This is a genomic window from Anabaena sp. UHCC 0187 (assembly GCF_009712035.1).
In the GTDB taxonomy this organism is placed as follows: domain Bacteria; phylum Cyanobacteriota; class Cyanobacteriia; order Cyanobacteriales; family Nostocaceae; genus Dolichospermum.
The window spans coordinates 253751-279404 of the sequence record NZ_VILB01000013.1 but is presented as its reverse complement, the minus strand read 5'-3'; the positions used below and the strand labels follow the sequence as shown (position 1 = coordinate 279404).

Sequence of the window (25654 nt, the reverse complement as noted above, 5' to 3'; positions counted from 1 at the left end):
ATTTCATCAGCAACTGAGCATTAAAGAAAGTTTTAGGGAATTTGAGTCTGAGATGGCACTGAAATTAGGGTTCATTCACAAACGGTTTTGGCGGCTAGGATGTTTACTACTATTGCTTTTTTCCCTGGTGTTTGGAGGATATGTTCCTCCCGCTTCAGCTTTAACCCCAGAACAGAAGCTAGTTTATGAAGTGTGGCGAATTGTTAATCGCTCTTATCTGGATGGCACTTTCAACCATCAAAGCTGGGTTGATGTACGACAAAAGGCACTGAAAAGTCATTTTGCCAACCATGAAGCGGCCTATGCCACAATCCAGGAGATGCTCAAGAGCCTGGATGATCCTTTTACCCGGTTTCTTGAACCTGAGAAATATCGCAGTTTACAAGTTAGCACTTCTGGAGAACTTACGGGTGTGGGTTTACAAATTGCTCTCAATGCCCAAACTGGCATTTTGGAAGTAATTACACCTATTGAAGATTCACCAGCCGAGAAAGCGGGTTTAAAACCACGCGATCGCATTTTGAAAATTGAAGGCTTATCCACAGAGAATTTGACTCTTGATGAGGCTGCGGCGCAGATGCGTGGACCAAGGGGCAGTGTTGTCACTCTTTTAATTGGCCGAGAAGGAGAAAAAACCCAGGAAGTTATCTTGGTGCGCGATCGCATTGCTCTTAATCCTGTTATATCTGACTTGCGATTATCCCCCCAAGGAAGCAAGATTGGCTATCTCCGTCTGAGTCAATTTAGTGCCAATGCCGTTACTGAGTTGGCACACGCTATTTCTATTTTAGAAAAAAAAGGCGCAGATGCCTATATTCTTGATTTAAGAAATAATCCCGGTGGACTCTTACAAGCGGGAATTGAAACTGCCCGTTTGTGGTTGGACTCTGGCACAATCGTTTACACTGCCAACCGTCAAGGCATTCAGGGAACTTATGAAGCCTTCGGTCCGGCAATAACAAAAGATCCTTTAGTAATTTTAGTTAATCAAGGAACTGCCAGTGCCAGCGAAATTCTCGCAGGGGCTTTACAAGATAATCATCGCGCCCAGTTAATTGGGGAAACTACCTTTGGTAAGGGCTTAATTCAATCTTTGTTTGAATTATCGGACGGTTCTGGTTTGGCGGTAACAATTGCTAAATATGAAACTCCTAACCATCGAGACATTAACAAATTGGGAATTAAGCCTGATCAAATTATTCCCCAAGCATCACTTAACCGGGAGCAAATCGGCACAAAGGCAGATGCTCAATATCAAGCGGCTATAGAACTTTTGAGTAAAAGCTTGGTAATGGATCATTAGTCAGTGGTCAGTTGTCAGTTGTTAGTGGGAAGAATTTCTTTCTCTGTTCCCTGTTCCCGTAAAGTTGCTAAATTCAAGTTTGTGATTTTTTGGTAAGCTTGATCTATACAAGGTTTACCTCTGAGGTAGCCTGTATTAGCACCGGGGCATAAATAAGTTAAAGTTTGTGCTGTAAAGCGATCGCTCAAAGACTGAGTGCTTTTAAGTTGTCGTGGCCAATGAAAAGTTTTAGAAGTGCGTAGTGGCACAGGTTCGCCATGCTGGTTAGGAACTAAATGCCGTCCAGAAAATAACACGCCGTCAAATTCACGATAGTATAAACAAGAAGAGCCTGGAGAATGGCCTGGTGTCCAAATTATTTGTGTTGTGGCATTGAGAGTGAACTCATTAGTAAAAGTGGTGACAGTTGAACCAGGCAATAAATAAGCTTCTTGTTCTTGAATCAGAATTTCGCAATTTAAGATTTGTTGATATTCTGCTGCTTTACCAATAGCACCACGATGACTGATAAAAAACCACCTGACTCCCCCATGCAAAGACAAAAAATCCTGGTTTATCTGTTCTAAAGCTGGGCAATCTATGAGAATATTCCCTTCATTTGTGACAATGAAGTAAGATGTTCCTCCTAAGGTGTCCCGATTTGGTGGAAAGGCAAAAATGCTCTTGGGTGTCAAAGTCAGAGGATTTTTCTCTGTTGATGTTGCTTCCACAAATATAGAACGTGGTTGTTTAGTCTTATGAATCGACTGTTGAGGAAAAGAAGACATAAATGAAAAAACTAAAACAGCAGGAGTGGTGAACAATCAGGTTACAGTGTATTTACCATAACTGTGAACTGTGATTGAAAAATTAAGGCGTGCAGTCTTATTTGTCATCAAAATCTGTAACAGAAATTATAGGTAAGGCATTCTATCAAACATAGTGAAGATAATATGGCATTTTGGTTTCTCCTCCTTCTGGGGTCATTGACTTATTTAATGATGCAATACAGTGTTGCACGGGCTACAAGAACCCCTGTGTGGTTGTTGTGGTTGGTTTTAATGACACCGGCATTTATATTGACTGGTTGGACGCTGATATATGGTATCAAACAAGCTCCCCCATCAGCACTAATTCTTTGGGTATCAGCGGGTTGTTTATTGTTATATTGGCTATTATTTCATTGGGGGCGGCAATTACCCGCAGATCCACAAAATCAATCTCCAGAAAATCAAGAACAATCAAATAACAATTCTCCCGCAGAAATAGCGCCAGTTCGTCCCATTGACTTAGCAGAAGAAACTCAACTACGAAATTGTTTTCCCTGGTCTGTATATTATGTCCAAAATATTGAGTATCGTCCCCAAGCAGTAATTTGTCGGGGACAGTTGCGAACTATGGCTAGTAATGCTTACGAGCAGATTAAAACTAATATTGAAGGACAATTTGGTGATCGCTTTTTAGTCATATTTCAAGAAGGAATGAATGGGAAACCTTTCTTTGTTTTAGTTCCCAATCCTCAAGCAGTTAAACAAAATAACCACCGAGATTCCGAAAAAATTACTCAACCAGTTTTAGCATTGCTATTATTAGTAGCAACTTTATTCAGCACTACCTTTGTAGGATTGAGAATTGCCGGTTTTCAAGTCACCCAACTAGAATCAGATTTCACATTATTTTTTCAGGGTTTACCTTATGCTTTAGGGTTAATGACTATTTTAGGAACTCATGAACTAGGTCATTATTTAACAGCAAGATTCTATAAAATTCGCTCCACATTACCTTATTTTATTCCTGTACCTTTTTTCTTAGGAACATTTGGTGCTTTTATTAAAATGCAGAGTCCCATACCTCACCGCAAAGCTTTATTTGATGTGAGTATTGCTGGACCTCTAGCGGGGTTTATTGCAACTATACCTTTATTACTCTGGGGTTTAGCTCATTCGGAAATAGTAGCTTTACCGGAAAAAGCCGGAATGTTAAACCCCAATGCACTTAATCCTAAATATTCGATTTTATTAGCTTTACTCTCAAAATTAGCTTTAGGAACTGAATTAACTGCAAAATCTGCCATTGATTTACATCCAATTGCAGTTGCAGGTTTCTTAGGATTAATTGTCACAGCTTTGAATTTGATGCCCGTGGGACAACTAGATGGTGGTCACATTGTTCATGCTATGTTTGGACAACGGACTGCTGTTATTATTGGTCAAATTGCCAGATTATTATTACTAATGCTTTCGTTTATCAGAGAAGAATTTTTATTGTGGGCAATTATTTTATTATTCGTTCCCTTAATTGATGAACCTGCTTTAAACGATGTCACGGAATTAGATAATAAACGGGATTTTATGGGATTAATGTCTATGGCTTTGTTATTGTTAATTGTTTTACCATTACCCCAAGCTTTAGCTAATTTTTTGCAGCTTTAAAAGTGTGATCAAGAGGCAAGAGGCAAGAGGCAAGAGGCAAGAGGCAAGAATTTTGACCAATTACCAATTACCAGCCTCAGTATTGTAGTTGAATGTTTTAGACTGCGGGTGTATTAACTGAATTAGCGGCTTCCGTAGCCTTTTTAGAGGCATCGGTGCTACCCATACGGATTTCGGAAGTGAAGGAAGCCATACTAAAGCCACCAAATCGCTTCAGAACACTTACCCGCATCCGCAAATTAGGACTAGCAAACCATAGTCTTTCTTCAGACCACATGGTTTCATACTCAGTAATCAGAGTTAAAGCCCCATCATCACCGATTTTATAGCTGCCAGCAACGGGGGCTTTTTCGGCATAACCCATCTCTCGGAGTAATTTACCTTCATCTGGGTTATCTGCATTGGGGACTGTGGCTAAAACAGTAGAACCCTCATGTTTTTCTTCATCCCATTCCATTGTGCCATTCCAGGTAACTCGCGCCCCACAGGAAGCTGTATTCGGCGCAATTTCATACTGTTCACACAGTTTAATTACTTCTGGATGATCAGCGGCTAACATCTCAATCACGATGTCTGATTTGCCGTCTTCTGACTGCTTAAACGCTAAATGGTGACTGGTGCGATGGGAAAACCACTTGCCAGCACTTAATTCAAAAAATTCTTCAATGTTCATGAATAAAGTTGTCCTGCATCACAATTTTAACGATCTCTTTTATTATTAAAAACTAGGAAGCGACTTTAATTTCAACTGAGGTTGTTGCTTTCCTCAATTCTTTGTAGAGAAATCCTGGCTGCTTCAGCAACGTTGTCATGACTATCTTTTTCTAGATATTTTAAGGCTGAGATACTTTTCGGAGTTGGTAAATTGCCTAAAGCCTCAGCTAGACGTTGCCGCACTAACCAATCCTCTGATTGAGCAAAACGCAGAATATGGGTGACAGAATCTAGATCCCGGATTTCTCCCAAAGCCGAAATAGCCGCTTGTTGAATAACTATTTCTTCACTATTTAGTGCCTGGATGAGAATATCACGGGCGCGAGGGTCTTTAATATTACCTAAAGACACGGCAGCACTAAACCTGACTAACCAGTCTGTATCCTCATAAAATGCCCGTGACAACACTTCTACGGCCCTATTATCCTCAAGATATCCCAACGCCCCAGCCGCATCAGCACGGATACCATAATCTGGATCTGTTTCTAAAATTTTCACCAGAATAGAATAACACTCTGGGGTTTTTTTGATTCCTAGGGCAAATATGGCCATTGATCGCAGTTGCAGGGATTGATCATTTAAAACCTTTATAATTAAAGGTACTGCGTCCTCAGCGGCTATTTGACGCAAACTAGCAAGAGCTATCATGCGATCGCGCAAATTTGGACTTTCTAATTGAGCCGAAATTACTTCTAAACTTGGAGCAGCCATTTATTTGACAGCATTTTCTTAACTTATCTTTACTTTAACTTAATTAGGGCAGTCTAAACTGTGATTCTTGTGATTTTGATGATTTTTATGATAATTTTGGCTCTAACAAACCCATTAATCATTTAAATCAAATTAATCAAACAAATCATAGTTCAGACTTTTGATGATTTTTGTGACTTAAATAGTAATCAGATTTCATACCTCCACTGTGTCCTTAGTAAGAAGAGAATAGATCGGACTAGACGTAGGGTTAATGGAACGACTGTTAAAGACAGCGAAATACCATTAGGAGAATCATCATGGTTTTAGTTAGCGAGCGTCCAGGCACAAAAAAAATCACCAGCTTACAACAGAAGTTTATCTATGAAATTAACACGATGTACGATGCTGAGAATCGCTTTTTAGAAGCCCAGCAAATGATGTGGCAATGTTGTCAAAATAGTAAATTGAAGGCATTGATTGAGCCACATCTTCAAGAAACTGAACAACACATTGAAAACCTCACACAGGTATTAAGCACTTTAGGAGAGAAACCACAACGGATTACTTGTGATCTTGCGGCTGGTTTAATTAGTGAATGTCAAAAATTTGCACTTCTATCTGCTGATAATCCCAAAATTCTAGACTTAGGACTAGCAGAATGGCATTGTAAAATTGAACAACTGGAAATTGCTTGTTATCGTAGTTTAATTAAGGTGGCGGAACAGATGGGACAAAACCAAGTTGTCCAGATGTTAGAGCAAAACTTACACCAAGAGGAACAGGTAGCACAAAAGCTTGAGCAGTTGATGATGCAGTTAGTTCAAGAGGCAAAGCAAACTGAAGGAAAAACTACGGCTAAAGCTCGTTAGTCTGATTGGTATCGATAGTAAAAACCCAGTTTAAATATCATATTTGAATTGGGTTTTTATCTAATAAAATCCCCGGTTTTTTCCATAATTCGGGGATTTTAATTTGCGAATTTTTATCACTCAAATCTCAAAAATCTATAAATCAGGAGGCAAAATCACGTTATCAATGGCATGAATAACACCGTTACTACCTTCGATATCTGCCTGAGTTACCTTAGCATCATTGACAGTTACACCTTTAGCCGGATCAACTTTAACAATAATAGCACCCCCTTCTACGCTTTTTACTTCCCCAGATTTTAAGTCAGTGGAAAATACCTTACCAGGGACTACATGATAGGTTAAAATTTTCACCAATACTTCCTTATTTTCTGGCTTCAATAAATCCTTTAATGCGTCTGCTGGTAGTTTTGCAAATGCTGCATCTGTGGGCGCGAAAATAGTAAAGGGACCTGCTCCTTGTAAGGTTTCTGTAAGTCCTGCTGCTTCTAAAGCTTTAGCGAGAGTTGTAAAAGATTTATTATTTTTAGCCAAATCCACTAATGTTGACTGCATAGGTTTGCTGACTGGTGCAGTGGGAACTTCTGTTTCTGGCTGGCTGGGTTCGCTGACTGGTGCGGTTTCACTAGGTTTCCTACCGCGATTATAAGGTGGTTCGTTGAAAATACTTGGTCTGGTAGTTGTATTGCGTCTCTGTTGGGTTTGCGCTGGAGATGGGATAGTAGTCAAAAGACCGATACTCATTAATCCCATGATTGCAGTGATTTTGGTCAACAATTTGCTGTAATTAGCGTTCATAAATTTTGTTTGTATTGATTGCATACAAGTTATACCAAGATTTATGACATTTTGCCAACTAAAAAGGTTCTTGACTGAGGAACAAGAATTTTTGCAAAAATTTAGGTAAAGTTATTAAATAATTTAGAAATCGGTAATCAGGAGTAGGAATATTTATAATATCCAACAAGTTAAACAACTTTATGCTATTTTATGCTATGAACCTATTTGAAAAATCTCAAGTATCTGGAAAAATGCTAAATCAATTGACGAGCATAGCAATCCGAATTTAATTTTCACACAAATTTGAATAATTTTCAACTTGATAGGCAATAACTCAACCCAGAAAATGACAAATTCACAGGAAAAATGCTAAGAATTAAAGATACAATTATAAAATTAACGACTACACAAGTTGCAGAATATACAATATGCTAGAACTATATCAGTGGGAACTATCTCAATTTTCCGAAAAAGTCCGTTTACTCTTGGATTATAAAGGGCTAGAGTATCGCAAAATCGAAGTTGCACCAGGAATTGGACAGCTAGAATTATTTCGGTTGACTGGACAGAAACAAGTACCAGTTTTAAAGGATGGAAATAGATATATTATTGATTCTACAGAAATCGCTAAGTATTTAGATTCCGAATATCCAGATCGGCCGTTGATACCCACAGAACCTAAAAAACGGGCTTTGACTTTATTGTTAGAAGATTGGGCCGATGAGTCCATAGGTGTTAAAGGTAGAAAAGCACTATTTGCAGCTATTAGTCAAGATCAGAATTTTCGTAAGTCATTGTTACCGGTTTCCACTCCAGATATTCTCAGAAGTTTTGTGGAAGGTGTTCCTGGTGATTTTCTGTCTGCACTGGGTTTTGGTGTCGGCTTTACGACTGATGCTGTAAATGCAGCAATTACTAGCTTAAAACAAGATTTAGACATTATTACCGAATTGTTGGTAGGTAGTCCTTATTTAACTGGTGATGAACCAACTTTAGCTGATTTAACAGTAGCCAGTCTGTCAATGCTTTTGAAGTTTCCTGATGGTGCTTATTTAGATTTACCCGTATCTCTTAGAGGCAAGGGTTTATCTACCATAGCCGATAATCCTGAGTATGAAGCATTTTTCGCCTGGCGCGATCGCATCTACACGCAATTTAGAAAACCATTACCAGGAATCACACCTCCAGTTGGAAATGCACCCACAACTATTCAAATTGACTAATTAATTGACAACTGACAACGGACAACTAACAAAATTAACATGAATTTGGGATTGCCATTAGGTTCAGTTATTCAAGGTTCTCTGACTGGGGGTTTAGAAGTCAGATTACACCCAGATGTTTCTGTAGAAGATATGCGGGTGGGTAAATTTCTCGTGGTACAGGGAATGCGATCGCGTTTTTTCTGTATGCTAACAGATGTATCCTTGGGCATGGCAAATGACCGCATTACAGCTAGTCCTCCTAGTTGGGAAGATAGTTTTTTGCGCGAGGTATTAGCAGGTAGCGGTACTTATGGGATGATCAATCTTGCACCCATGTTGATGTTTACCCCTGAATCTCAAGAACCTGATTTTTCCAGCAATGGTAAATCCCCTAATTCTTTTGTACCATCGTCCACTGGTTTAGCATCCTTTCAACCCCAAACCAGTACGACGATGGAATTATTACCTGTTAAAACTATTCCTAGTCACTTTAGCCAAGTTTACGAAGCCAATGAAGAAGATTTTCGGAAAGTGTTTGGTTGGGAAGATGATCCTCAACGCAAAAACTTTTCTATCGGTAAACCCTTAGATATGGATGTGCCGATTTGTATTGATTTAAACCGCTTTGTTGAACGAAGTAACGGTATTTTTGGTAAATCTGGTACTGGTAAATCTTTCCTGACTCGCTTAATTTTAGCTGGTGTAATTCGTAAAAATGCGGCTGTCAACTTGATTTTTGATATGCACTCGGAATATGGTTGGGAAGCAGTGGCAGAAGGAAAAAACGTTAATACTGTTAAAGGCTTAAAACAGTTATTTCCTGGACAAGTCGAAGTTTACACACTTGATCCAGATTCAACTAAGCGCAGAGGTGTCCGTGATGCGAAAGAACTCTATCTTAGTTATGAGCAAATTGACGTTCAGGATCTTAACTTATGTAATCGTGATTTAGGACTTTCCGAAGTGGCTTTAGATAATGCCAATATTCTATCTACTGAATTGGGTAAATCTTGGATTATTAAGTTACTGAGTATGAGTAATGAAGAAATTGAGATGTTTTGTGAAGAAAAACGCGGACATAAAGGCTCAATTATGGCATTACAGCGGAAGCTGTTCCGATTAAATAGTTTAAAATATATATGTGGATCATCTTCGCAAAATTATATTCAAAATATCGTCCAATCTTTAGAAGCTGGGAAAAACGTAGTTATTGAATTTGGTTCGCAGTCAAATATGCTTTCATATATGTTGGTGACAAATATGATCACTAGACGGATACATGAGCATTATGTGAAAAAAGCCGATAAATTTCTTCAAAGTAAAAATCCTTTAGATCGGCCGACACCATTAATGATTACAATAGAGGAAGCGCACCGTTTCCTTGACCCAGGAGTTGTCCAAAGTACAATTTTTGGAACTATTGCTAGGGAACTGCGAAAATATTTTGTCACACTTTTGGTAGTTGATCAACGTCCATCAGGCATAGATAATGAAATCATGTCTCAGATCGGAACTCGCATCACCGCCTTGCTCAATGATGAAAAAGATATTGATGCTATTTTTACAGGTGTATCTGGTGCCGGTGGTTTACGTTCAGTCTTAGCTAAGTTAGACTCTAAGCAACAAGCATTAATTTTAGGTCATGCTGTTCCTATGCCAGTGGTTGTGCGTACCCGTCCCTATGATTCCACTTTTTACACCGAAATTGGCGATATAGCTTGGGAAGAAAAGTCGGATGAGGAAGTATTCACTGCTGCTGAACTAGCAAAAGCAGACTTAGGTTTTTAGCAGGAGTCAGGAGTCAGGAGTCAGGAGTCAGGAGTCAGGAGTCAGGAGTCAGGAGTCAGGAGTCAGGATAGGAGTTCAGTAAGAAGAAGGAAGAAGTTTCTTGCCTTTTGCCTTTTGCCTGCTATAACAACTGACAATTTCGTAACATCCCTCCATTAGACAAGTAACTCAAGTTCGGTTATCCCGCTACTTGAAAGCAACTTGAGAGGGGTTTTTCGCGTCACTATGAATATACCAGCACAGTTTTGGAAAGTTAAAGTAAAACAGTCATCAACTTTGTGGCTTAATTACTGAAACATTTATCATCTGGGAACTTTACTATTCACTCTGTTTGTCGTAACATAAAACAAAAGTAAACTCATACTGATTTCGTTTTTAAACCGACTACTAGATAACTGAAAAACAAGAATTCTGGAAAAAAGCCGAATGTGCTTGTATTAAAACTCCAAAATGAAGGAAGGCAAAGGAAACCTATTTTTATTTTAGAGTAGCAACACCTTGGTAAAGGCTTGATCAATGTAATTATTCATGACAGCTTTCCGTATCCAGTGATGTATATTGTCAGCTTAGGAATTGCCTTTGTTGAAAAAATATTGATTATGTTTAAAAAGTAGAGGATAAAAGCAACAATGCCTACCGTTAAAAATCATACAGAAAATATCAATGCCAAATTCACGGCTGATATGGTGCGAACCTATCTGCGGGAAATTGGTCGTGTACCTTTGTTAAGCCGCGAGCAAGAAATTGTCTACGGTAAGCAAGTACAGCAAATGATGGTGCTGCTAGAAGCTAAAGAAGCTTTAAGCAAGGAACTTGATCATGAACCTAGTCTATCAGAATGGGCTGCTCATATTAACCAATCGGAAACAGAACTAAATCATTTGATGGTTCAAGGTAAGCGAGCCAAGCAAAAAATGATTGAAGCGAATTTGCGCTTGGTTGTGGCTATTGCGAAAAAATATCAAAAGCGGAACATGGAATTTCTGGATTTAATCCAGGAAGGAACTTTGGGATTAGAACGGGGTGTGGAGAAATTTGATCCTATGCGGGGTTACAAGTTTTCCACCTACGCTTACTGGTGGATTCGTCAAGCAATTACCAGAGCGATCGCTCAACAAGGGCGGACAATTCGCCTACCAATCCATATTACCGAGAAACTGAACAAAATTAAAAAAGTTCAACGGGAGTTAGCGCAAAAGTTAGGAAGATCCCCAACACCTACAGAAATCGCCAAAGAACTAGAGTTAGAACCCGCTCAGATTCGTGAATATCTGAATATGGCGCGTCAACCAGTCTCTTTAGATGTGCGCGTCGGTGAGAACCAAGATACTGAATTGCAAGAAATGTTGGAAGATGACGGGCCATCACCAGAGTATTACACTACTCAGGAGTTTTTGCGTCAAGACTTGAATAATTTGCTTGCAGAACTCACACCCCAACAGCGCCAAGTTGTGGCTTTACGCTTTGGTTTAGAAGATGGAAATGAAATGTCCTTGGCCAAAGTTGGTGAACGCTTGAACCTCAGTCGGGAACGAGTTCGTCAATTAGAGCATCAAGCTCTTGCACATTTACGTCGCCGCCGCGCTAATGTTAAAGAATACATTGCCAGCTAGGAATGTAAACGCGAAACAGCGTATTTTAAAACATCCCTCTTGGTGATGCGCCTCCTGAGTTCAACGCAGGGGGCGATTTTTTTGGTTTTTTTGATTTTTTTGATTTTATTGTGCGAAATCTGTGGATTAGGCGTTGTATCTATTTACAGGGTAAGGAAATTTAGGAGGATTTTGACAATTTGTTCGCAAATGCTCATAAAGAAATTAAACGTATTATTCATTATTGAAAAACACATAATTCTAATGACAAAGTAAAAAAATCCTAAATCTTGATTTTACATCCCCCAAATGGATGAATTGATTGAGTGAAGCATGGATTTATAAAGTAATGATAATGTGAGATTATTCCCGAAAATTCCATAAACAGCGATTTTTTGATTATTTAAAGTCAAGATATATAGATAAAACTTTTGAGGGAATCTTAAGTAGTTGATCTTTAGTTATTATTTCAGGAAGCTAAAAAATAAAAGTTAAGTTTGTTACAGGAGAAATCAGGTGCTTAATCATATTTCCAAATATATTACTTCTAGCCAATTACAAGTTCCCCTTCTGAGCTTGATTATTTCTGTTGGGTTTTTAGGTGTTAGTTATGCTAGTGAACAACATCAAAAACTATTCTCATCAACAGCCTTTGCTGTTAATTATGTAGTACCTACCCATCACAGTATTCAACCATCACAACTTAATCCTTCTAATCAGGTATCTGCTGATCAATTGACAGAAAATATTACAACATTATCTACAAATTCCAGGGAATTAGGGAGAAGAGAAAAAGTCCAATTTCCCGAACAAGATGGTATTTATCTTTATGGACAATCATCAACACCAAATCAATTAGGACAAGGTTACATCCTCTTTCAAAAACAGCAAAGTAAAATTATTGGTGCTTTGTATGTTCCTCAATCTGAATTTAGTTGTTTTCAAGGAACTTTAGCCAAGTCGGGAGAATTAGCAATGACAGTGAAAAGTTCCCCTGGTGAAGTTGGTGCGATAGAAGTTTCTACAACAAGTACAATCCCTAAAATTAGTGATGATCAATCAACAACTTATGCTCATTCAATAAGTTTACAAGACTATCATCAACTAAATTCTTTGAGTGCTAATGATCAAGAAATGTTGAATATGTGTAAACAGGAAGCTAATAGTATTAAGTAAACGATACTTCTTTTTTAATACTCAATTCCCGCTTGAGCTTTCACACCTTGATCCTTAAAAGGATGCTTAACTAAAGTCATTTCAGTTACTAAATCGGCCTTTTCAATTAATGCCGGTGGTGCGCCTCTGCCAGTGAGAACTACGTGCTTGTCTGATGGTTTTTGGGCTAAACCTGCTAACACTTCTTCAACTTGCAAATAACCCAGTTTCAGAGCAATATTAATTTCATCTAAGAGGACTAATTTAAAATCTGGGTTCTTGATAAATTCTAGGGATTTTTCCCAAGCCGCAGCAGCTTTATCCAAATCCCGATCCCGATCTTGAGTTTCCCATGTAAAGCCTTCACCCATAGCGTGAAATTCTAGTTGGTTTTCCCAATGGCTAAAAGCGCGTTTTTCTGCTGGTTCCCATGCACCTTTAATAAATTGAACTATGGCTACTTTATGTCCATGACCGAGCGATCGCAACACCATTCCCAAAGCCGCCGTAGTTTTACCCTTACCATGACCAGTATTGACAATAATTAAGCCTTTTTCGGGTATGGCTTTAGCTATTCTTTGATCTTGGACTTCTTTCCGTCGCTGCATTTTTTGACGGTATTTTTCATCAGTTTGGGATGATGATATTACGTCATCAATTAACCGGGAAATTTCTTGATCTGCTTGATCTGGATTTAATTCTTCTGGTGTGTCGCTTTTCATAAATTAATCTCTTCTAGAAATAATTGTATTATCCATATATCTATTTACATTACACTAAACAATCTTAAAAATGTGTGAGTTTTTTATCAGATCCCCAACTTCTTCAAGAAGTCGGGGATCTTGTTGTTAAAAAATGATTGAGAAATATTGCTAAAATTAGCTGAAATCTATATAACATTATATTCAGGGTATTTACTATTTGAGAGTAACCAAAAATGTCACAAAAGCCAGGTAAGAAAATTGCACCTATTCCCATGTCTAACAATGTTAGCGTGGTTGACTTGATTGATACCTATTTTACCGCTTACAACTCAGCCCGGTTGCGGGAAGCCTGTCAACTGCTAACCAAGGAAGTGTTTCAAGAGGGTGTCACCGTCGGAGTTAGCCTGTCTGGGGCGATGACACCAGCAGGTTTTGGGGTTTCCGCCCTTGCGCCCCTAATTCGCAATGGTTTTATTGATTGGATGATTTGCACAGGTGCGAATCTTTACCATGATATGCACTATGGTTTGGGGTTTGAACTATTTGCGGGTAGTCCCTTTTTAGATGATGTCAAATTGCGGGAAGAAGGGACAATCAGAATTTATGACATTATTTTTGGTTACGATGTACTGCTAGAAACGGACGCTTTTATTCGCAAAGTTCTCCAAGCAGAGCCTTTCCAAAAGCGTATGGGAACTGCTGAATTTCATCATTTACTGGGTAAGTGCGTCTGGGAAATAGAAAAACAATTGGGTGTCAAAAATTCCTGTTTATTAGCGACAGCCTATGAATGTGGCGTACCTATTTATACTTCTTCTCCTGGAGATAGTTCCATTGGCATGAATGTGGCGGCTTTGGCTTTAGAGGGTTCAAAGCTGGTAATAGATCCTTCTATTGACGTAAATGAAACCGCAGCTATCGTTTATGGGGCAAGAGAAAACGACGGTACAAGTGCAGCGGTAATTATTGGTGGTGGTAGTCCTAAGAACTTTTTATTACAAACACAACCGCAGCTTCACGAGGTTCTAGGATTGGAAGAACGAGGACATGATTTCTTTGTCCAGTTTACTGATGCCCGTCCTGATACCGGTGGGTTATCGGGTGCAACTCCAGCCGAAGCCGTGAGTTGGGGGAAAATTGACCCCGACGAGTTACCTAGTGCTATTGTTTGTTATACCGATAGTACAATCGCTTTGCCTTTGGTAACAGCATACACTCTCAATCAATGTCCACCTCGTCCCCTGAAGCGGTTGTATGATGGACGGGAAGCTTTATTAGATACTTTGCAAAAAGATTATCTAGCGGCTAAGGACAAGCCTGTGAGTGAGGGTAGTCAGGAAAAAGCAGCTACTTATCCCTGCGGTACACCTGTGAAAGGTTAGGGTTTTAATATCATATTGTGGGCGATGGCTAATCAAGCTGAATCGCCCCTAGATTTATTTATTAAATATCTCTGTCTATTACCTAAATTACAAAGATTTTGGGGATATGGATTATTTTCAGCTTGGGCTTGATTACAAAAGAAAATAATCAGCATATTTCTAAATATATAAAAGTAACTAAACATTAATCTTACCTTTGATTGATGTGGATCATGTCTGTATTTTGAGAATATGTAAGGTGTTTACGTGCTAATCGGAATTAATAATAATGACCATACATAAAATAAACATTGGTTTGACAGAACAGCAGCGTCACGGTGTGATGAATTTGTTAAACCAAGATTTAGCAGATGCCAATATACTGCTAGTAAAAACGAAAAAGTATCATTGGGATGTTGTCGGTCCGCAGTTTCGCACCTTGCATAAACTTTGGGAAGAACACTATCAAGAACTGACAATCAATATTGATAAAATAGCTGAAAGAATTCGGACTCTGGGCTGTTATCCAACTGGCACAATGGCAGGATTTCTCAAGATTGCAACCCTCAAAGAACATAGCGATAAAATTCCTACAGCAACCAAGATGGTGACTCAATTGGTGGAAGATCATGAGCAGATTATTCGCAATTTAAGAAATCATATAGATCAGTGTAGTGAAGAATTTCATGATCAAGGTTCTGCTGACTTTTTAACTGATTTGATGGAAAAACATGAAGAAATGGCGTGGATGTTGCGTTCATTTATTGAAGGAGAAGCAGTAGAACCGGATGGTAAAAAACAACCAGCAGCAACTAAAGTTCCGGTGGCTGTGTAATTGATCATTGTCAACATCAAGTATTAGGAGTAAAGAAGTGCCAGAAGCATATCAAGCAGAGCGTACCATCTCCGCTGTATTTAAAGAACAGAAACAAATTGATACTGTAATTCGGCGGTTACTAGATAGAAATGTCCCCAAGGATCATATTTCGGTAATGGGGCGAAATTTCCAGTCAGAAACGCGAATTTCTGGTTTTATTACGAAGCGAGATGTGATTCTCGGAGGTTTGCGAACAGGAGCAATTTTTGGTTCTTTGTTTGGTTCGTTCCTGAGTTTGCTCACAGGTGTAGGTGTATTGTTTATTCCCTTTGTGGGGCCAATTGTGGCAGCAGGTCCGATTGGGGCGATATTATTGGGGGCTGCAAGTGGAGCGCTCGCTGGTAGTGCTGGTGCAGGATTGGTATCAGTTTTCACTGCTTTAGGAATGCCAGAAGACAAAGCTACACTCTATCAAACCCGCTTAGAAGCTGGTGAATTTTTGGTGATGGTAGAAGTACCGAGCGATCGCAGTGGCGAATTTCAATTAATTCTCGAAAGTGCTGGTGGTGAAGAAATTAACACAATTGAAAAAACACTACCTCATCCTTGTCCGGGAATCTGCAACAGTGCAGATGATTTATCTCCTGAAGTTCGCACCCATCTTTCCCCAGAAGCCCAGCGGGTATTCATGCAACGTTATAATATTGCACTGAATGAAAATATGGACGAACTTACATCTGAACAAATGGCTTGGGATGAAGTTCACAAACAATTTGATGAAGATGAAAATGGAGTTTGGTCAAAAGTTAAAGTTTTGCGCTAGGAATATGCAAACAACAAATTGCACAATCTAGCAAAAAAGTATTTACCCAGTTATTAATCTGGAGAAATACTCTTGTGGTGCGGGCATACTATGGCTAACGCCACGCTGCGCTATCGACAAGCTCAGTACAAGTCTTGCCCGCTATTTAGATCCAGAAACAGGTTAATTGCCCCTACATTTATTCATCAGATGTCTATTTACTACTTTGCTTTTTAATTGCTTGTTTTACCACTTCGATATCTAACTCAAATATACGAGCAATTTGTTCTACAGTTAGTCCCTCACTTAACAGTCTAGGAATCGTTTTTAACTTAGTTTCTAACTCCGTTTTTAACTCCGTCTCTTCTTTTACTTCTTGATAAAATCGAGTTTGCTGCCATTCTGTTAATCCAAACATTGCTTCTAACTCCTGACGGCTATAGTTTGACGCACCCTCTATATCAACTGCTCTGTTCTTTTAAAATTTCTTCTAAAAAATTATTTATAACTTTTCCACGAATAATACGAGCTTTTCTACTAGCAGTACTTTGATGTGTATAGTAATAATACTGTGCATAATCATTAGCATTATTTTCTTCCTTTCTACTATCAAAAATTAGCTCACTATAATAATTTAGTTTAGTTTTTAGAATTTCTTTATTTGGTAAAATTTCATATTTAATTTTAAATTTTATTAATTCAACTATTAAACTGAACAAACTAGATTTTCTAATCCATAAGCTATCTGAAGGTACATTACAATTAATTATTAACTCACAAACTTCATTAAAATTTTGAATCATTATTTTATTATTAGGATAGTCATTATCATATTTAGTTACATATTCTTTAACTTCTTTATCACTGGCAAAATAACCTCCTTCTTCTACAGTTGACATAATAATTAAAATGTATTCTAAATCTTTCATTCGTGAGAATTCACCAGTGCTAAAGGTTTCTAATTTCTCAAAAAGAAGATTATTTTCTGCTATGGTTTTAGCAGTTGTAATAAATTCACCTTCGTATAAAGAATTATTTATTTCTATAGCATTTAAGGCGTATTGTACAGAGTTTATTCTCTTGAATATCTCACGAATTTCATCTTCAGGTATTCTTCCTAAAGCTCTTACAACAACTATATAATCAAAGAAACTTGTTTTTTCTGATGAACTTAAGTCTAAAAACTTAGGTATTTTTTTTATTTTAAACTTAGGTGATGCAGTTATATATTCATAAATAGTACTGAGTCTCTGTTGTCCATCTACTACAAGTGTTTTGGATGTCTGGGTTTCAAGATCAATATCACCATCAGCTAAATAAATTTCAGGAAAAGGTAATTTAACTAAAATCGTGTCTATAAATTTTTCTTTGTGAGAATCATTCCATACTAAATTTCTTTGAAAAGATGGAGCTAATATTAAAATTCCATTTTTCATGTCATTAAATAGTTCTATAATTTTTTTATTTGTAGCTATGCCATTTTTACTCATTTAACACTCCTTAAGTTTTTTATGTTTTGGATATGATATTTTTCAAAAAAGTTATAATTATAATAGACAGCAGCACTTATTTTATGATCAGTATATTTATATGAAATAGCTCTAAAAAAATCATGCCATCTATCTTTATTATAATATCTAAATGGAAATAGATCCGGTCTAAGCCAACCTTTAAAAAAGTATTTTAAGAAATTTTGATATTTCTCTTCTTCTTTGTTATTTCTGCTAGTTAGAGAAATGTTAAAATTATATAATTCTTCCCAAAATTTTACAAACCCCTTTTCGGATACAATCACAATATCTATATCTGATTCTTCTGAAAACGGCCTCCATAATTTATTCTGTTTTATATTTGGAGAGATACTAAATCCTAATTTACCTGATCCAACCATGTGAATATTTTCTGGTTTTTCATCAAAGAAATTAGCAATATTTGATTTTAAGTCAAAATATCCATCTTCATTATTTTTAAATACGTAAGGAGTACCATGTATTATATATTTTTGTACTATAACTTCATCGGTCAAGGTTTCATCGTTTAAAGCTGACTGGAATTTATAAATTTTTTGTTCAATTTCTTGTTGATTAAGTAATGTAATTTGATTCATGCAAATTCAGTTTTATCCAAAATATAAAATATTTTTTATTGAGAAATTTGAAACAAGCAATATATTTTGCATTTAGTATATGATTTTATACTATTTTTGTAAATTTTATACAAATGGAAATGTAAATTTTTGTAAAATAAAGTAAATATACCGCATCCATCTTGAAAACTTGAGTTTTGCCATAGAAAAAACTATAGGTTTCAACCTAGACGGGGTTTAACATTGTTTCTACAGGAAAACTGAAATTATCCCCACCAATTAAATCAATTTCAAAATAAACTTGTCCATTTTCTCCAAATTTACCCTCAATCATATTCTGCCACTAACTCCCGTTTCATTAATGCCATAAATATGATGAATGACATGAGGATACTTTTCTCTAGCCATTTTACTGGCTACTTCTTGATCTTGATCAATAAAATAATCCCCACTATCAGGTTCAATAGCAATATACCAACCAGAATATTTATCTAATATTTCTGGTTTTAACCGCTCAAAAATTACCCAACAATGATCAGAAAATGCCTGTCTTCTAGCTCTATCTTGAGCTTTTTGTTCATCAGTCCACTGAATTTCGGGAAATACTCGACCACGACGGACAACTCTTTGGGGTGTAGATTGTGTCATCTTAATCACCTGATTAAAGCGTATTTTTTATTTTAGCATATTGATTTAGAACACCTGAGAAAAAATAAACAAGCATCAGTAAGATGCCAAGATTAAAAATATATTCGTTCAAATTCTTTTAACCCTAAATTTCTTGACATAAACTACCTAAAATCTTGTTTAACTCCTGAATATAATAATTATTCAAATCAATTATTGTGACACTTACAAAAAAAGCCAATAAAGGAGATCAAGAGGGTTGACATTTGATTTTAAATTTGTTATCATGAAATCGATAAGGAAGAACTATCTCGCAATAAATATTTTAACTACCATAAAAAATACCCATCCAGTCATTGCCCTGGGTGGGTATTAATCTTGTAGGGGCGGGGTCTCCCCGCCCTTGATGGGTCTCCCCGCCCTTGATGGGGTTTCCCGTCCCTCGATGAGAATTTATTACTACTTGCTTTCAGTGAAATCAGCATCAATGACATCATCACCACTACCAGAAGGAGGAGTAGAACCGCCACCTTGAGGTTCAGCACCAGCAGCGCCAGCAGCATCACCAGCTTGTTGATAGATATTGCTACCAATAGCAAACAAAGCTTGTTGCAGTTCTGGCATCAACTTCTCAATTTGAGCATCATTTTCTTGAGCAACCGCTTCTCTGACTTCCTTGACCAAACCTTCAACCTTAGTCTTATCAGCAGCAGGGACTTTATCACCCAACTCTTCCAACTGCTTTTCGGCTTGATAAGCTAAAGAATCAGCTTGGTTTTTGCGTTCAATTTTTTCACGACGTTCCTTATCAGAAGAAGCATTTTGTTCAGCTTCTCTCACCATGCGTTCTACATCATTCTTATCCAGAGTAGAAGCACCAGTGATACTAATAGATTGTTCCTTACCAGTTCCCTTATCCTTAGCCGCAACGTTGAGAATACCGTTAGCGTCAATATCAAAAGTTACTTCAATTTGGGGAACACCACGGGGAGCAGGAGGAATACCATCCAAACGGAAAGTTCCTAAACTCTTGTTATCATTGGCAAATTCTCTCTCACCTTGGAGAACGTGAATTTCCACATTGCTTTGTCCGTCCACCGCAGTAGAGAACACTTCTGATTTTTTGGTAGGAATTGTAGTGTTGCGAGGAATAATCTTAGTCATAACCCCACCCAAGGTTTCTACACCCAAGGATAATGGTGTTACGTCTAACAACAAGATACCTGTAACATCACCAGCCAAAACACCCGCTTGAATAGCAGCACCAACAGCTACCACTTCATCAGGGTTAACAGTTTGGTTAGGTTCTTTACCTAATACCCGTTTGACCACATCTTGAACTGCGGGAATCCGGGTAGAACCACCAACGAGAACAACTTCGTCAATATTGGTTTTATTTAACTTCGCACCTTTGAGCGCATCTTCTACAGGAATGCGGCAACGGTCAATTAAATCAGAACAAAGTTCTTCAAACTTAGCGCGAGTTAAAGTTGTATCTAAATGCTTGGGACCCTCTTGGGTAGCGGTAATAAATGGCAGGTTAATTTCTGCCTGGCTAACGCTAGAAAGTTCAATTTTGGCTTTTTCTGCGGCTTCAGTCAGACGTTGTAAAGCTTGTTTGTCTTTACGCAGGTCAATCCCTTCGTCTTTTTTGAACTGTTCAGCTAGGAAGTCAACGATTTTTTTATCAAAGTCGTCACCACCTAAGTGAGTATCACCGGATGTTGATAATACTTCAAATACACCGTCACCTACTTCCAACACGGATACGTCGAAAGTACCACCACCCAAGTCAAATACAAGAATGGTTTCGTTGCTCTTTTTATCAAAACCATAAGCTAGGGAAGCAGCGGTAGGTTCGTTGATAATGCGGAGAACGTCAATACCAGCGATTTTTCCCGCGTCCTTTGTGGCTTGACGTTGGGAATCGTTGAAGTAAGCAGGAACAGTAATTACAGCTTGGGTAACGGTTTCACCCAGGTATTTACTAGCATCTTCCACTAATTTGCGAAGAACCTTGGCAGAAATTTCTTCAGGCGCAAATTGTTTACCAGCACCGGGAGAATCTACTTTAACGTTACCGCCGCTACTGAGAACTTTATAAGAAACTTCTGTAGCTTCATTGGTAATTTCTTCAAAACGACGACCGATAAAGCGTTTTACAGAATAAAAAGTATTTTCGGGGTTCATTACCGCTTGGCGTTTAGCGATTTGACCAACTAAATTGTCGCCATTTTTGGCAAACGCAACTACTGAGGGTGTTGTCCGAAAACCTTCAGCGTTAGCGATAACGGTGGGTTTACCACCTTCCATTACTGCCACGCAAGAGTTTGTCGTACCTAAATCAATTCCAACTACTTTTGCCATTTTGGGTGTTTGCTCCGTATAAAATTACTAAATGAATCAGAGAGAATATAAAATTGCATTAACTAACTGTCAATAACAAACCGATTCAAATTTCCCAACTCTGTACGCATAATGTATTGCTCCGAAGAGCCTCCCATTTCTGGGGTAATGTTAGCTAGATGCCTCCGGCACGCTTGCGCGAACGTCAATGTTTTAAGAGCTTGTTAGGCTTGCAACACTGTTTCAGTGACCTTGAAACTGTTTAATCACAAGCGACAGAGCAGGGAACTAGCTACGCATTCGCCCGGTGTCGTGACTCAAAAAACGTAGTCAGTGAAGACTTAGACTGGTCAGTACAGCTTGCTTGATTACTCTTGCAAGCTCAGTCCCTTTAGGGCTGGGTTACTGACATAAACTCAGTGGTATTCCATGAAGGGTGGTTTACCGAACCGTTAGGGGAACGGTGAATTTTATAAATTATGTTTAGTGGTTTCATGGATTAATGTGCTTTCACATTGACTAATGTATGGGAATTAATACTTTCATGAATTGGGGTGAACCGTAACTTTATAGTCGTATTTGCCGTCAAACCCTGTCGGGAATTAAAAATTAAGAATTAAAAATTAAAAATTATACCCCTTACTCCGTAATAAGAGGATTGCTAATTGGTAATTATTCCTCTGCTCCCCGCTCCCCGCTCCCCGCTCCCTGCTCCCTGCCCCCTGCCTTATTTACGAAGCAGGTATACCAGGACGTTCCCCTTTTTGAAATTTGAGCCATGACTGTTGCAGGGCTGTGGGTGCGGGATTCGTGGCATCATAAATGACAATTACATTGGTCAATGGTCTACCAGCAGGAACTACAATATTATTCTTGCTGGCTAAGGCTCTAGATGCTCCACCATCTAAATTCATGGCTTCGTAACAACCAATTGCTTTCATGGCTTCCGCTTCTTGCTTTAAAGAAAGGTTAATTTCAAAGTTCGCTAAAATCAGCTTTTTACCGTCCTGGGTAAAACCAATGGCTGTCCGTGCGCCACTACCTAAAACATGGGGATCTTTAAAACCTTCAATTTTGGGGTTGAGCCAAATTTTTCCTTGTCGCAATAATCTCGGTCCACAAGTTAGGGAAAACCAATGTTTATCCCATTCTGGTTTACCGTCTACTCTTGCTGTCACCATTTCTGGTTTGTTGCCAACTCCTAATCCCAAGGTCGTCCCAAAGTTTTCCCAACGACTGTATTTAAGAAATTTGCCTCCGGCTATCATGTTACCCATGACGGTTTTCTGGGCATTTTTGGCAAAAAATGTGCCGTTAGCAACTACGGTAGCTCGATAACGCGCCACTAATTTGTTAAATTCTTCATCACCACTGGTTTTTTGAATTGTGTTAGCAAAACCGGCGTTTTTAGCTAAACCCATGGTAATAAAGGTTTTTGGATCTGTGAGGTCAACTATGGTTTGATAAAAAGGGATACCATTAATCTGACTTTTTCTTACCTGTACAGCTTGGGCGTAACTAGGTAATGTTAATGTTAATCCTTGTGCTAAGGTGGCTCCACCAAGGAATAAAAAGGATCTACGGCTGATTTTAGTAATTGTCATAATTGATGGTGATTAATTCTTCTTTCTTTCTTCTTTCTTCTTTCTTCTTCCTGACTCGGTGACTCCTGACTCCTCCTATACTTTATGAATAATCGGTATATTATTTTTCACAAACCCTATGGAGTTTTGAGTCAATTTACTCAAGAAAGTCCTAAACATATCACCCTGAAAGAGTATATAGATGTTCCTAATGTCTATGCTGTAGGGCGTTTAGATTGGGATAGTGAAGGATTGCTGTTGTTAACTAGTGATGGACAGTTACAGCATCGTTTAGCACATCCCCGCTTTGGTCATAAACGTACCTATTGGGCGCAGGTAGAACGCATTCCCGATGTTGATGCAATTCATAAGCTACAAACTGGGGTAGAAATTCAAGATTACCGGACTGCCCCTGCTCAAGTTAGGTTATTGTTAGAAGAACCATCGGTAGGTCAACGCACTCCACCCATTAGATTTCGTCAAAGTATTCCCACCGCTTGGCTAGAAATGACCTTAACTGAGGGCAAAAACCGCCAAGTTCGTCGCATGACGGCGGCTGTGGGTTTCCCGACTTTGCGGTTAATTAGGGTGAGTATTGGTAATATTCAATTACAGGATTTAGCCCCAGGACAATGGCGAGAACTCACTCCCTTAGAACTCAAAAGGCTAAATTATTCACCGGAAAACTAGAGTAAGGTACTGTAATATCAGTATACCAGTGAGTATCAACAATACCACTTAATTTCCTAGTGAAACCACAATATGAATGTAAGTCTAGTCTAGGCTGGGTCAACTAATTGTGGCACTGTGGATATTAGTGGCTAGAAGCACCTTAGCAGGAAAATCAAGGAACTTCCACTATGCTGATTTGCCCCCAGTGTAAATTTGAAAACCCTGACAGTAATAAGTTTTGTCAAAGCTGTGGTACGTCCTTAGCTCATAAAATCTGCCCTGAATGCAGTGCTGATGTAGCTTTAAATGCACGGTTTTGTCATAAATGTAGTGCAGAATGTGGCCCGATTTGGTGGACTATCATTACCCAGGCATTACCTATAGTAGTTTCCGCAACAGCAGAAACTGGGGAATTAATTCAAAATCCAGAAAATGAAAATATAGTAAATGGTGACAGTGATTCTAGTCCGTTCTTAAAATTTGCCATAGATTCCTATTTAGATCCGCAACAGCGTTATCGTTTATTAGAATCCCTACCAACTCCGGAAGTTACTGCGGCTAATAGATTCGTAAAAGCGAGGGTCTTAGATTGCCAACCTTACCAAGTATCACCAATTGAGGCCATGCTTCAGCATGAAACCAAGATAGATACAAATACAATTCCTGATTTAGCCAAGGCTTATTTAGAATTGCAGGTGGAGATGCACCCAGCAATACCCAAGATTCACGATGCTTGGCAGCAAGATGATTTACAAGTGGTGTTATTAGAAGATAGATCCGATTGGCCAATGTTGCTTGATGTCTGGCAAAAAGACACAACAAGTATGTTGGAAATTTTATATTGGTTTTATCAGATGACTCAACTCTGGGAGTTATTAGAGGGTGTGGGTTGTCGCCAAAGTTTGTTAGAGTTATCAAATTTGCGATTAGATGAAGACCAATCTTTGGTATTGCAAAGGTTATATATAGAGCCATTGATTACGGAATTACCGCAGGATGGGAAACAAGCTTTAACAATTAAAAGTTTGGGTCAGCTATGGCAAAATTTGTTTAGAGAATCCCAACGCACTCAATTTGGCTGTGTTGTGCAAATGTTGGAGGATGTGGAATCTGGGAATATTCAAACTCTGACACAATTGCAATTGCGGTTGCAAGAAATGGCCGCAGAAATAGAAGAAGTATCTACTGCGGAAATATCCCATTCTGCTGCAAATATCTTGCAAGAAAACGCTGAAGTAGAAGATGTCATTGCCAAAAATGATGATGCGCCAACCATGGTGCTGTCTATGCAGCTAAATAGTTTGGAATATGCTGCATATACTGATGTTGGTCGTCAACGCGATCATAATGAAGACTATTTTGGCATTGATAGTCAAGTTCACAAGCTAGAATTACCAAAAAATCGGGTTGTGACAGCACAAGGTTTATATATTCTTTGTGATGGGATGGGTGGCCATGCTGGAGGTGAAGTGGCCAGTGAATTGGCTGTGAATACTATCCGTAAATACTTCCAAGAAACCTGGACAGATACAGAATTACCTAGAAAGGAAAGTATTCGAGAGTCGGTTTATTTAGCCAATCAAGCTATTTATGAGCTTAATCAACAAGAAGCTCGTTCTGGCATTGGGCGCATGGGTACTACTTTGGTTATGTTGTTACTTCAGGATAATCAGGCAGCAATTGCTCATGTGGGAGATAGTCGTCTTTATTGTCTGACTCGCAAGGGAGGACTAGAACAACTAACTATAGATCATGAAGTTGGTCAACGGGAAATTGCTAGAGGTGTAGAACCCAGTATCGCCTATGGCCGCGCCGATGCTTACCAACTGACCCAAGCTTTGGGTCCGCGCAATGAAAATTCCCTCCATCCTCAAGTGGAGTTTTTGGATATTAATGAAGATATGCTGCTGTTGTTGGTATCAGATGGTTTATCAGATAATGATTGCCTGGAGACTCATTGGCAAACTCATCTTCAACCTTTACTGAGTTCCGCTAGTAATTTGGAAAAGGGTATTCAAGATTTAATTGAATTGGGCAATGAACACAATGGTCATGACAATATTACGGCTATACTGGTACGAGTAAAAGTCCGCCCATCTCAGCAAGGTTTTTTCTGAATTTAGTTTTTTGTTTTGAGATTTTAGGT

At 38.5% G+C, this 25654-nt stretch carries 23 protein-coding genes; 12 read left to right on the top strand and 11 right to left on the bottom strand.

Annotated features, from left to right (window positions below; all coding sequences use genetic code 11):
* The first annotated feature begins 52 nt into the window (after positions 1 to 52).
* Positions 53 to 1303: a carboxyl-terminal processing protease CtpA gene (gene ctpA / locus FJR11_RS14190; protein WP_168504721.1), complete on the top strand. Its 1251-nt coding sequence runs from the start codon at positions 53 to 55 to the stop codon at positions 1301 to 1303.
* Between the two features lie 14 nt (positions 1304 to 1317).
* On the opposite strand, the gene FJR11_RS14185 is transcribed toward ctpA, so the two are convergent.
* The gene (locus tag FJR11_RS14185) at positions 1318 to 2070 is read right to left on the bottom strand and encodes an MBL fold metallo-hydrolase (protein WP_168504719.1); all 753 of its coding nucleotides are present in this window, start codon (positions 2068 to 2070) and stop codon (positions 1318 to 1320) included.
* Positions 2071 to 2235: 165 nt separating this feature from the next.
* Here FJR11_RS14185 and FJR11_RS14180 point away from each other — a divergent pair, with 165 nt between their 5' ends.
* The gene (locus tag FJR11_RS14180) at positions 2236 to 3714 is read left to right on the top strand and encodes a site-2 protease family protein (protein WP_168504717.1); all 1479 of its coding nucleotides are present in this window, start codon (positions 2236 to 2238) and stop codon (positions 3712 to 3714) included.
* 97 nt (positions 3715 to 3811) lie between these two features.
* On the opposite strand, the gene FJR11_RS14175 is transcribed toward FJR11_RS14180, so the two are convergent.
* Both FJR11_RS14175 and FJR11_RS14170 read right to left on the bottom strand, forming a co-directional pair.
* Positions 3812 to 4387, bottom strand: coding sequence for a phycobiliprotein lyase (locus FJR11_RS14175; protein WP_168504715.1), 576 nt, complete (start codon positions 4385 to 4387; stop codon positions 3812 to 3814).
* A 71-nt stretch (positions 4388 to 4458) separates the two neighbouring features.
* Positions 4459 to 5139: a HEAT repeat domain-containing protein gene (locus FJR11_RS14170; protein ID WP_168504713.1), complete on the bottom strand. Its 681-nt coding sequence runs from the start codon at positions 5137 to 5139 to the stop codon at positions 4459 to 4461.
* 299 nt (positions 5140 to 5438) lie between these two features.
* Between FJR11_RS14170 and FJR11_RS14165 the strand changes: the two genes are divergently transcribed.
* Positions 5439 to 5990, top strand: a complete 552-nt coding sequence (locus tag FJR11_RS14165; protein WP_168504711.1) for a ferritin-like domain-containing protein — start codon at positions 5439 to 5441, stop codon at positions 5988 to 5990.
* Positions 5991 to 6125: 135 nt separating this feature from the next.
* Here the strand turns inward: FJR11_RS14165 and FJR11_RS14160 are convergent, their stop codons facing one another.
* The gene (locus FJR11_RS14160) at positions 6126 to 6788 is read right to left on the bottom strand and encodes a fasciclin domain-containing protein (protein ID WP_168504709.1); all 663 of its coding nucleotides are present in this window, start codon (positions 6786 to 6788) and stop codon (positions 6126 to 6128) included.
* 410 nt (positions 6789 to 7198) lie between these two features.
* On the opposite strand from FJR11_RS14160, the gene FJR11_RS14155 reads away from it, so the two are divergent.
* The 4 genes from FJR11_RS14155 (at position 7199) to FJR11_RS14140 (ending at position 12531) form a co-directional block, all read left to right on the top strand.
* A complete protein-coding gene (locus tag FJR11_RS14155; RefSeq protein WP_168504707.1) occupies positions 7199 to 7993 on the top strand; it encodes a glutathione S-transferase family protein in 795 nt (264 codons plus the stop codon).
* 39 nt (positions 7994 to 8032) lie between these two features.
* Positions 8033 to 9763, top strand: a complete 1731-nt coding sequence (locus FJR11_RS14150) for an ATP-binding protein (protein ID WP_168504705.1) — start codon at positions 8033 to 8035, stop codon at positions 9761 to 9763.
* Between the two features lie 629 nt (positions 9764 to 10392).
* Positions 10393 to 11376 carry an RNA polymerase sigma factor, RpoD/SigA family gene (locus FJR11_RS14145; protein WP_168504702.1) on the top strand — a complete coding sequence of 328 codons (984 nt, stop codon included), beginning with the start codon at positions 10393 to 10395 and terminating at the stop codon, positions 11374 to 11376.
* Between the two features lie 495 nt (positions 11377 to 11871).
* The gene (locus FJR11_RS14140) at positions 11872 to 12531 is read left to right on the top strand and encodes a hypothetical protein (protein ID WP_168504700.1); all 660 of its coding nucleotides are present in this window, start codon (positions 11872 to 11874) and stop codon (positions 12529 to 12531) included.
* 14 nt (positions 12532 to 12545) lie between these two features.
* Here the strand turns inward: FJR11_RS14140 and cobO are convergent, their stop codons facing one another.
* Positions 12546 to 13232: a cob(I)yrinic acid a,c-diamide adenosyltransferase gene (gene cobO / locus FJR11_RS14135; RefSeq protein WP_168504698.1), complete on the bottom strand. Its 687-nt coding sequence runs from the start codon at positions 13230 to 13232 to the stop codon at positions 12546 to 12548.
* Positions 13233 to 13447: 215 nt separating this feature from the next.
* Here cobO and speY point away from each other — a divergent pair, with 215 nt between their 5' ends.
* The 3 genes from speY to FJR11_RS14120 all read left to right on the top strand — a co-directional run bounded on the left by speY (position 13448) and on the right by FJR11_RS14120 (position 16215).
* Positions 13448 to 14596 (top strand): deoxyhypusine synthase, encoded by a 1149-nt coding sequence (speY, locus tag FJR11_RS14130; RefSeq protein ID WP_168504696.1) that lies wholly within the window; start codon positions 13448 to 13450, stop codon positions 14594 to 14596.
* A gap of 274 nt (positions 14597 to 14870) precedes the next feature.
* Entirely contained in the window at positions 14871 to 15410 is a 540-nt protein-coding gene (locus FJR11_RS14125; RefSeq protein ID WP_168505563.1) for a Dps family protein, read from the top strand.
* A 37-nt stretch (positions 15411 to 15447) separates the two neighbouring features.
* On the top strand, positions 15448 to 16215 hold the full coding sequence (locus FJR11_RS14120; RefSeq protein WP_168504694.1) for a ChaB family protein: 768 nt from the start codon (positions 15448 to 15450) through the stop codon (positions 16213 to 16215).
* Positions 16216 to 16408: 193 nt separating this feature from the next.
* On the opposite strand, the gene FJR11_RS14115 is transcribed toward FJR11_RS14120, so the two are convergent.
* From FJR11_RS14115 to FJR11_RS14085, 6 genes are all read right to left on the bottom strand, one after another.
* Positions 16409 to 16612, bottom strand: coding sequence for a hypothetical protein (locus tag FJR11_RS14115; RefSeq protein WP_168504692.1), 204 nt, complete (start codon positions 16610 to 16612; stop codon positions 16409 to 16411).
* A 43-nt stretch (positions 16613 to 16655) separates the two neighbouring features.
* On the bottom strand, positions 16656 to 17684 hold the full coding sequence (locus tag FJR11_RS14110) for a DUF262 domain-containing protein (protein ID WP_168504690.1): 1029 nt from the start codon (positions 17682 to 17684) through the stop codon (positions 16656 to 16658).
* Positions 17681 to 18301: a hypothetical protein gene (locus FJR11_RS14105; protein WP_168504688.1), complete on the bottom strand. Its 621-nt coding sequence runs from the start codon at positions 18299 to 18301 to the stop codon at positions 17681 to 17683. The genes FJR11_RS14110 and FJR11_RS14105 overlap by 4 nt, the downstream gene beginning before the upstream one ends.
* A 309-nt stretch (positions 18302 to 18610) precedes the next feature.
* On the bottom strand, positions 18611 to 18928 hold the full coding sequence (locus FJR11_RS14095) for a hypothetical protein (protein WP_168504686.1): 318 nt from the start codon (positions 18926 to 18928) through the stop codon (positions 18611 to 18613).
* A gap of 438 nt (positions 18929 to 19366) precedes the next feature.
* The gene (gene dnaK / locus FJR11_RS14090; RefSeq protein ID WP_168504684.1) at positions 19367 to 21274 is read right to left on the bottom strand and encodes a molecular chaperone DnaK; all 1908 of its coding nucleotides are present in this window, start codon (positions 21272 to 21274) and stop codon (positions 19367 to 19369) included.
* Between the two features lie 710 nt (positions 21275 to 21984).
* Positions 21985 to 22857: a phosphodiester glycosidase family protein gene (locus tag FJR11_RS14085; protein ID WP_168504682.1), complete on the bottom strand. Its 873-nt coding sequence runs from the start codon at positions 22855 to 22857 to the stop codon at positions 21985 to 21987.
* A gap of 84 nt (positions 22858 to 22941) precedes the next feature.
* Here FJR11_RS14085 and FJR11_RS14080 point away from each other — a divergent pair, with 84 nt between their 5' ends.
* Together FJR11_RS14080 and FJR11_RS14075 are read left to right on the top strand one after the other, a co-directional pair.
* Complete coding sequence (locus FJR11_RS14080) at positions 22942 to 23526, top strand: rRNA large subunit pseudouridine synthase E (protein ID WP_168504680.1); 585 nt, start codon at positions 22942 to 22944, stop codon at positions 23524 to 23526.
* A gap of 170 nt (positions 23527 to 23696) precedes the next feature.
* Complete coding sequence (locus FJR11_RS14075; protein ID WP_168504678.1) at positions 23697 to 25625, top strand: serine/threonine phosphatase; 1929 nt, start codon at positions 23697 to 23699, stop codon at positions 25623 to 25625.
* The last annotated feature ends 29 nt before the right edge of the window (positions 25626 to 25654 follow it).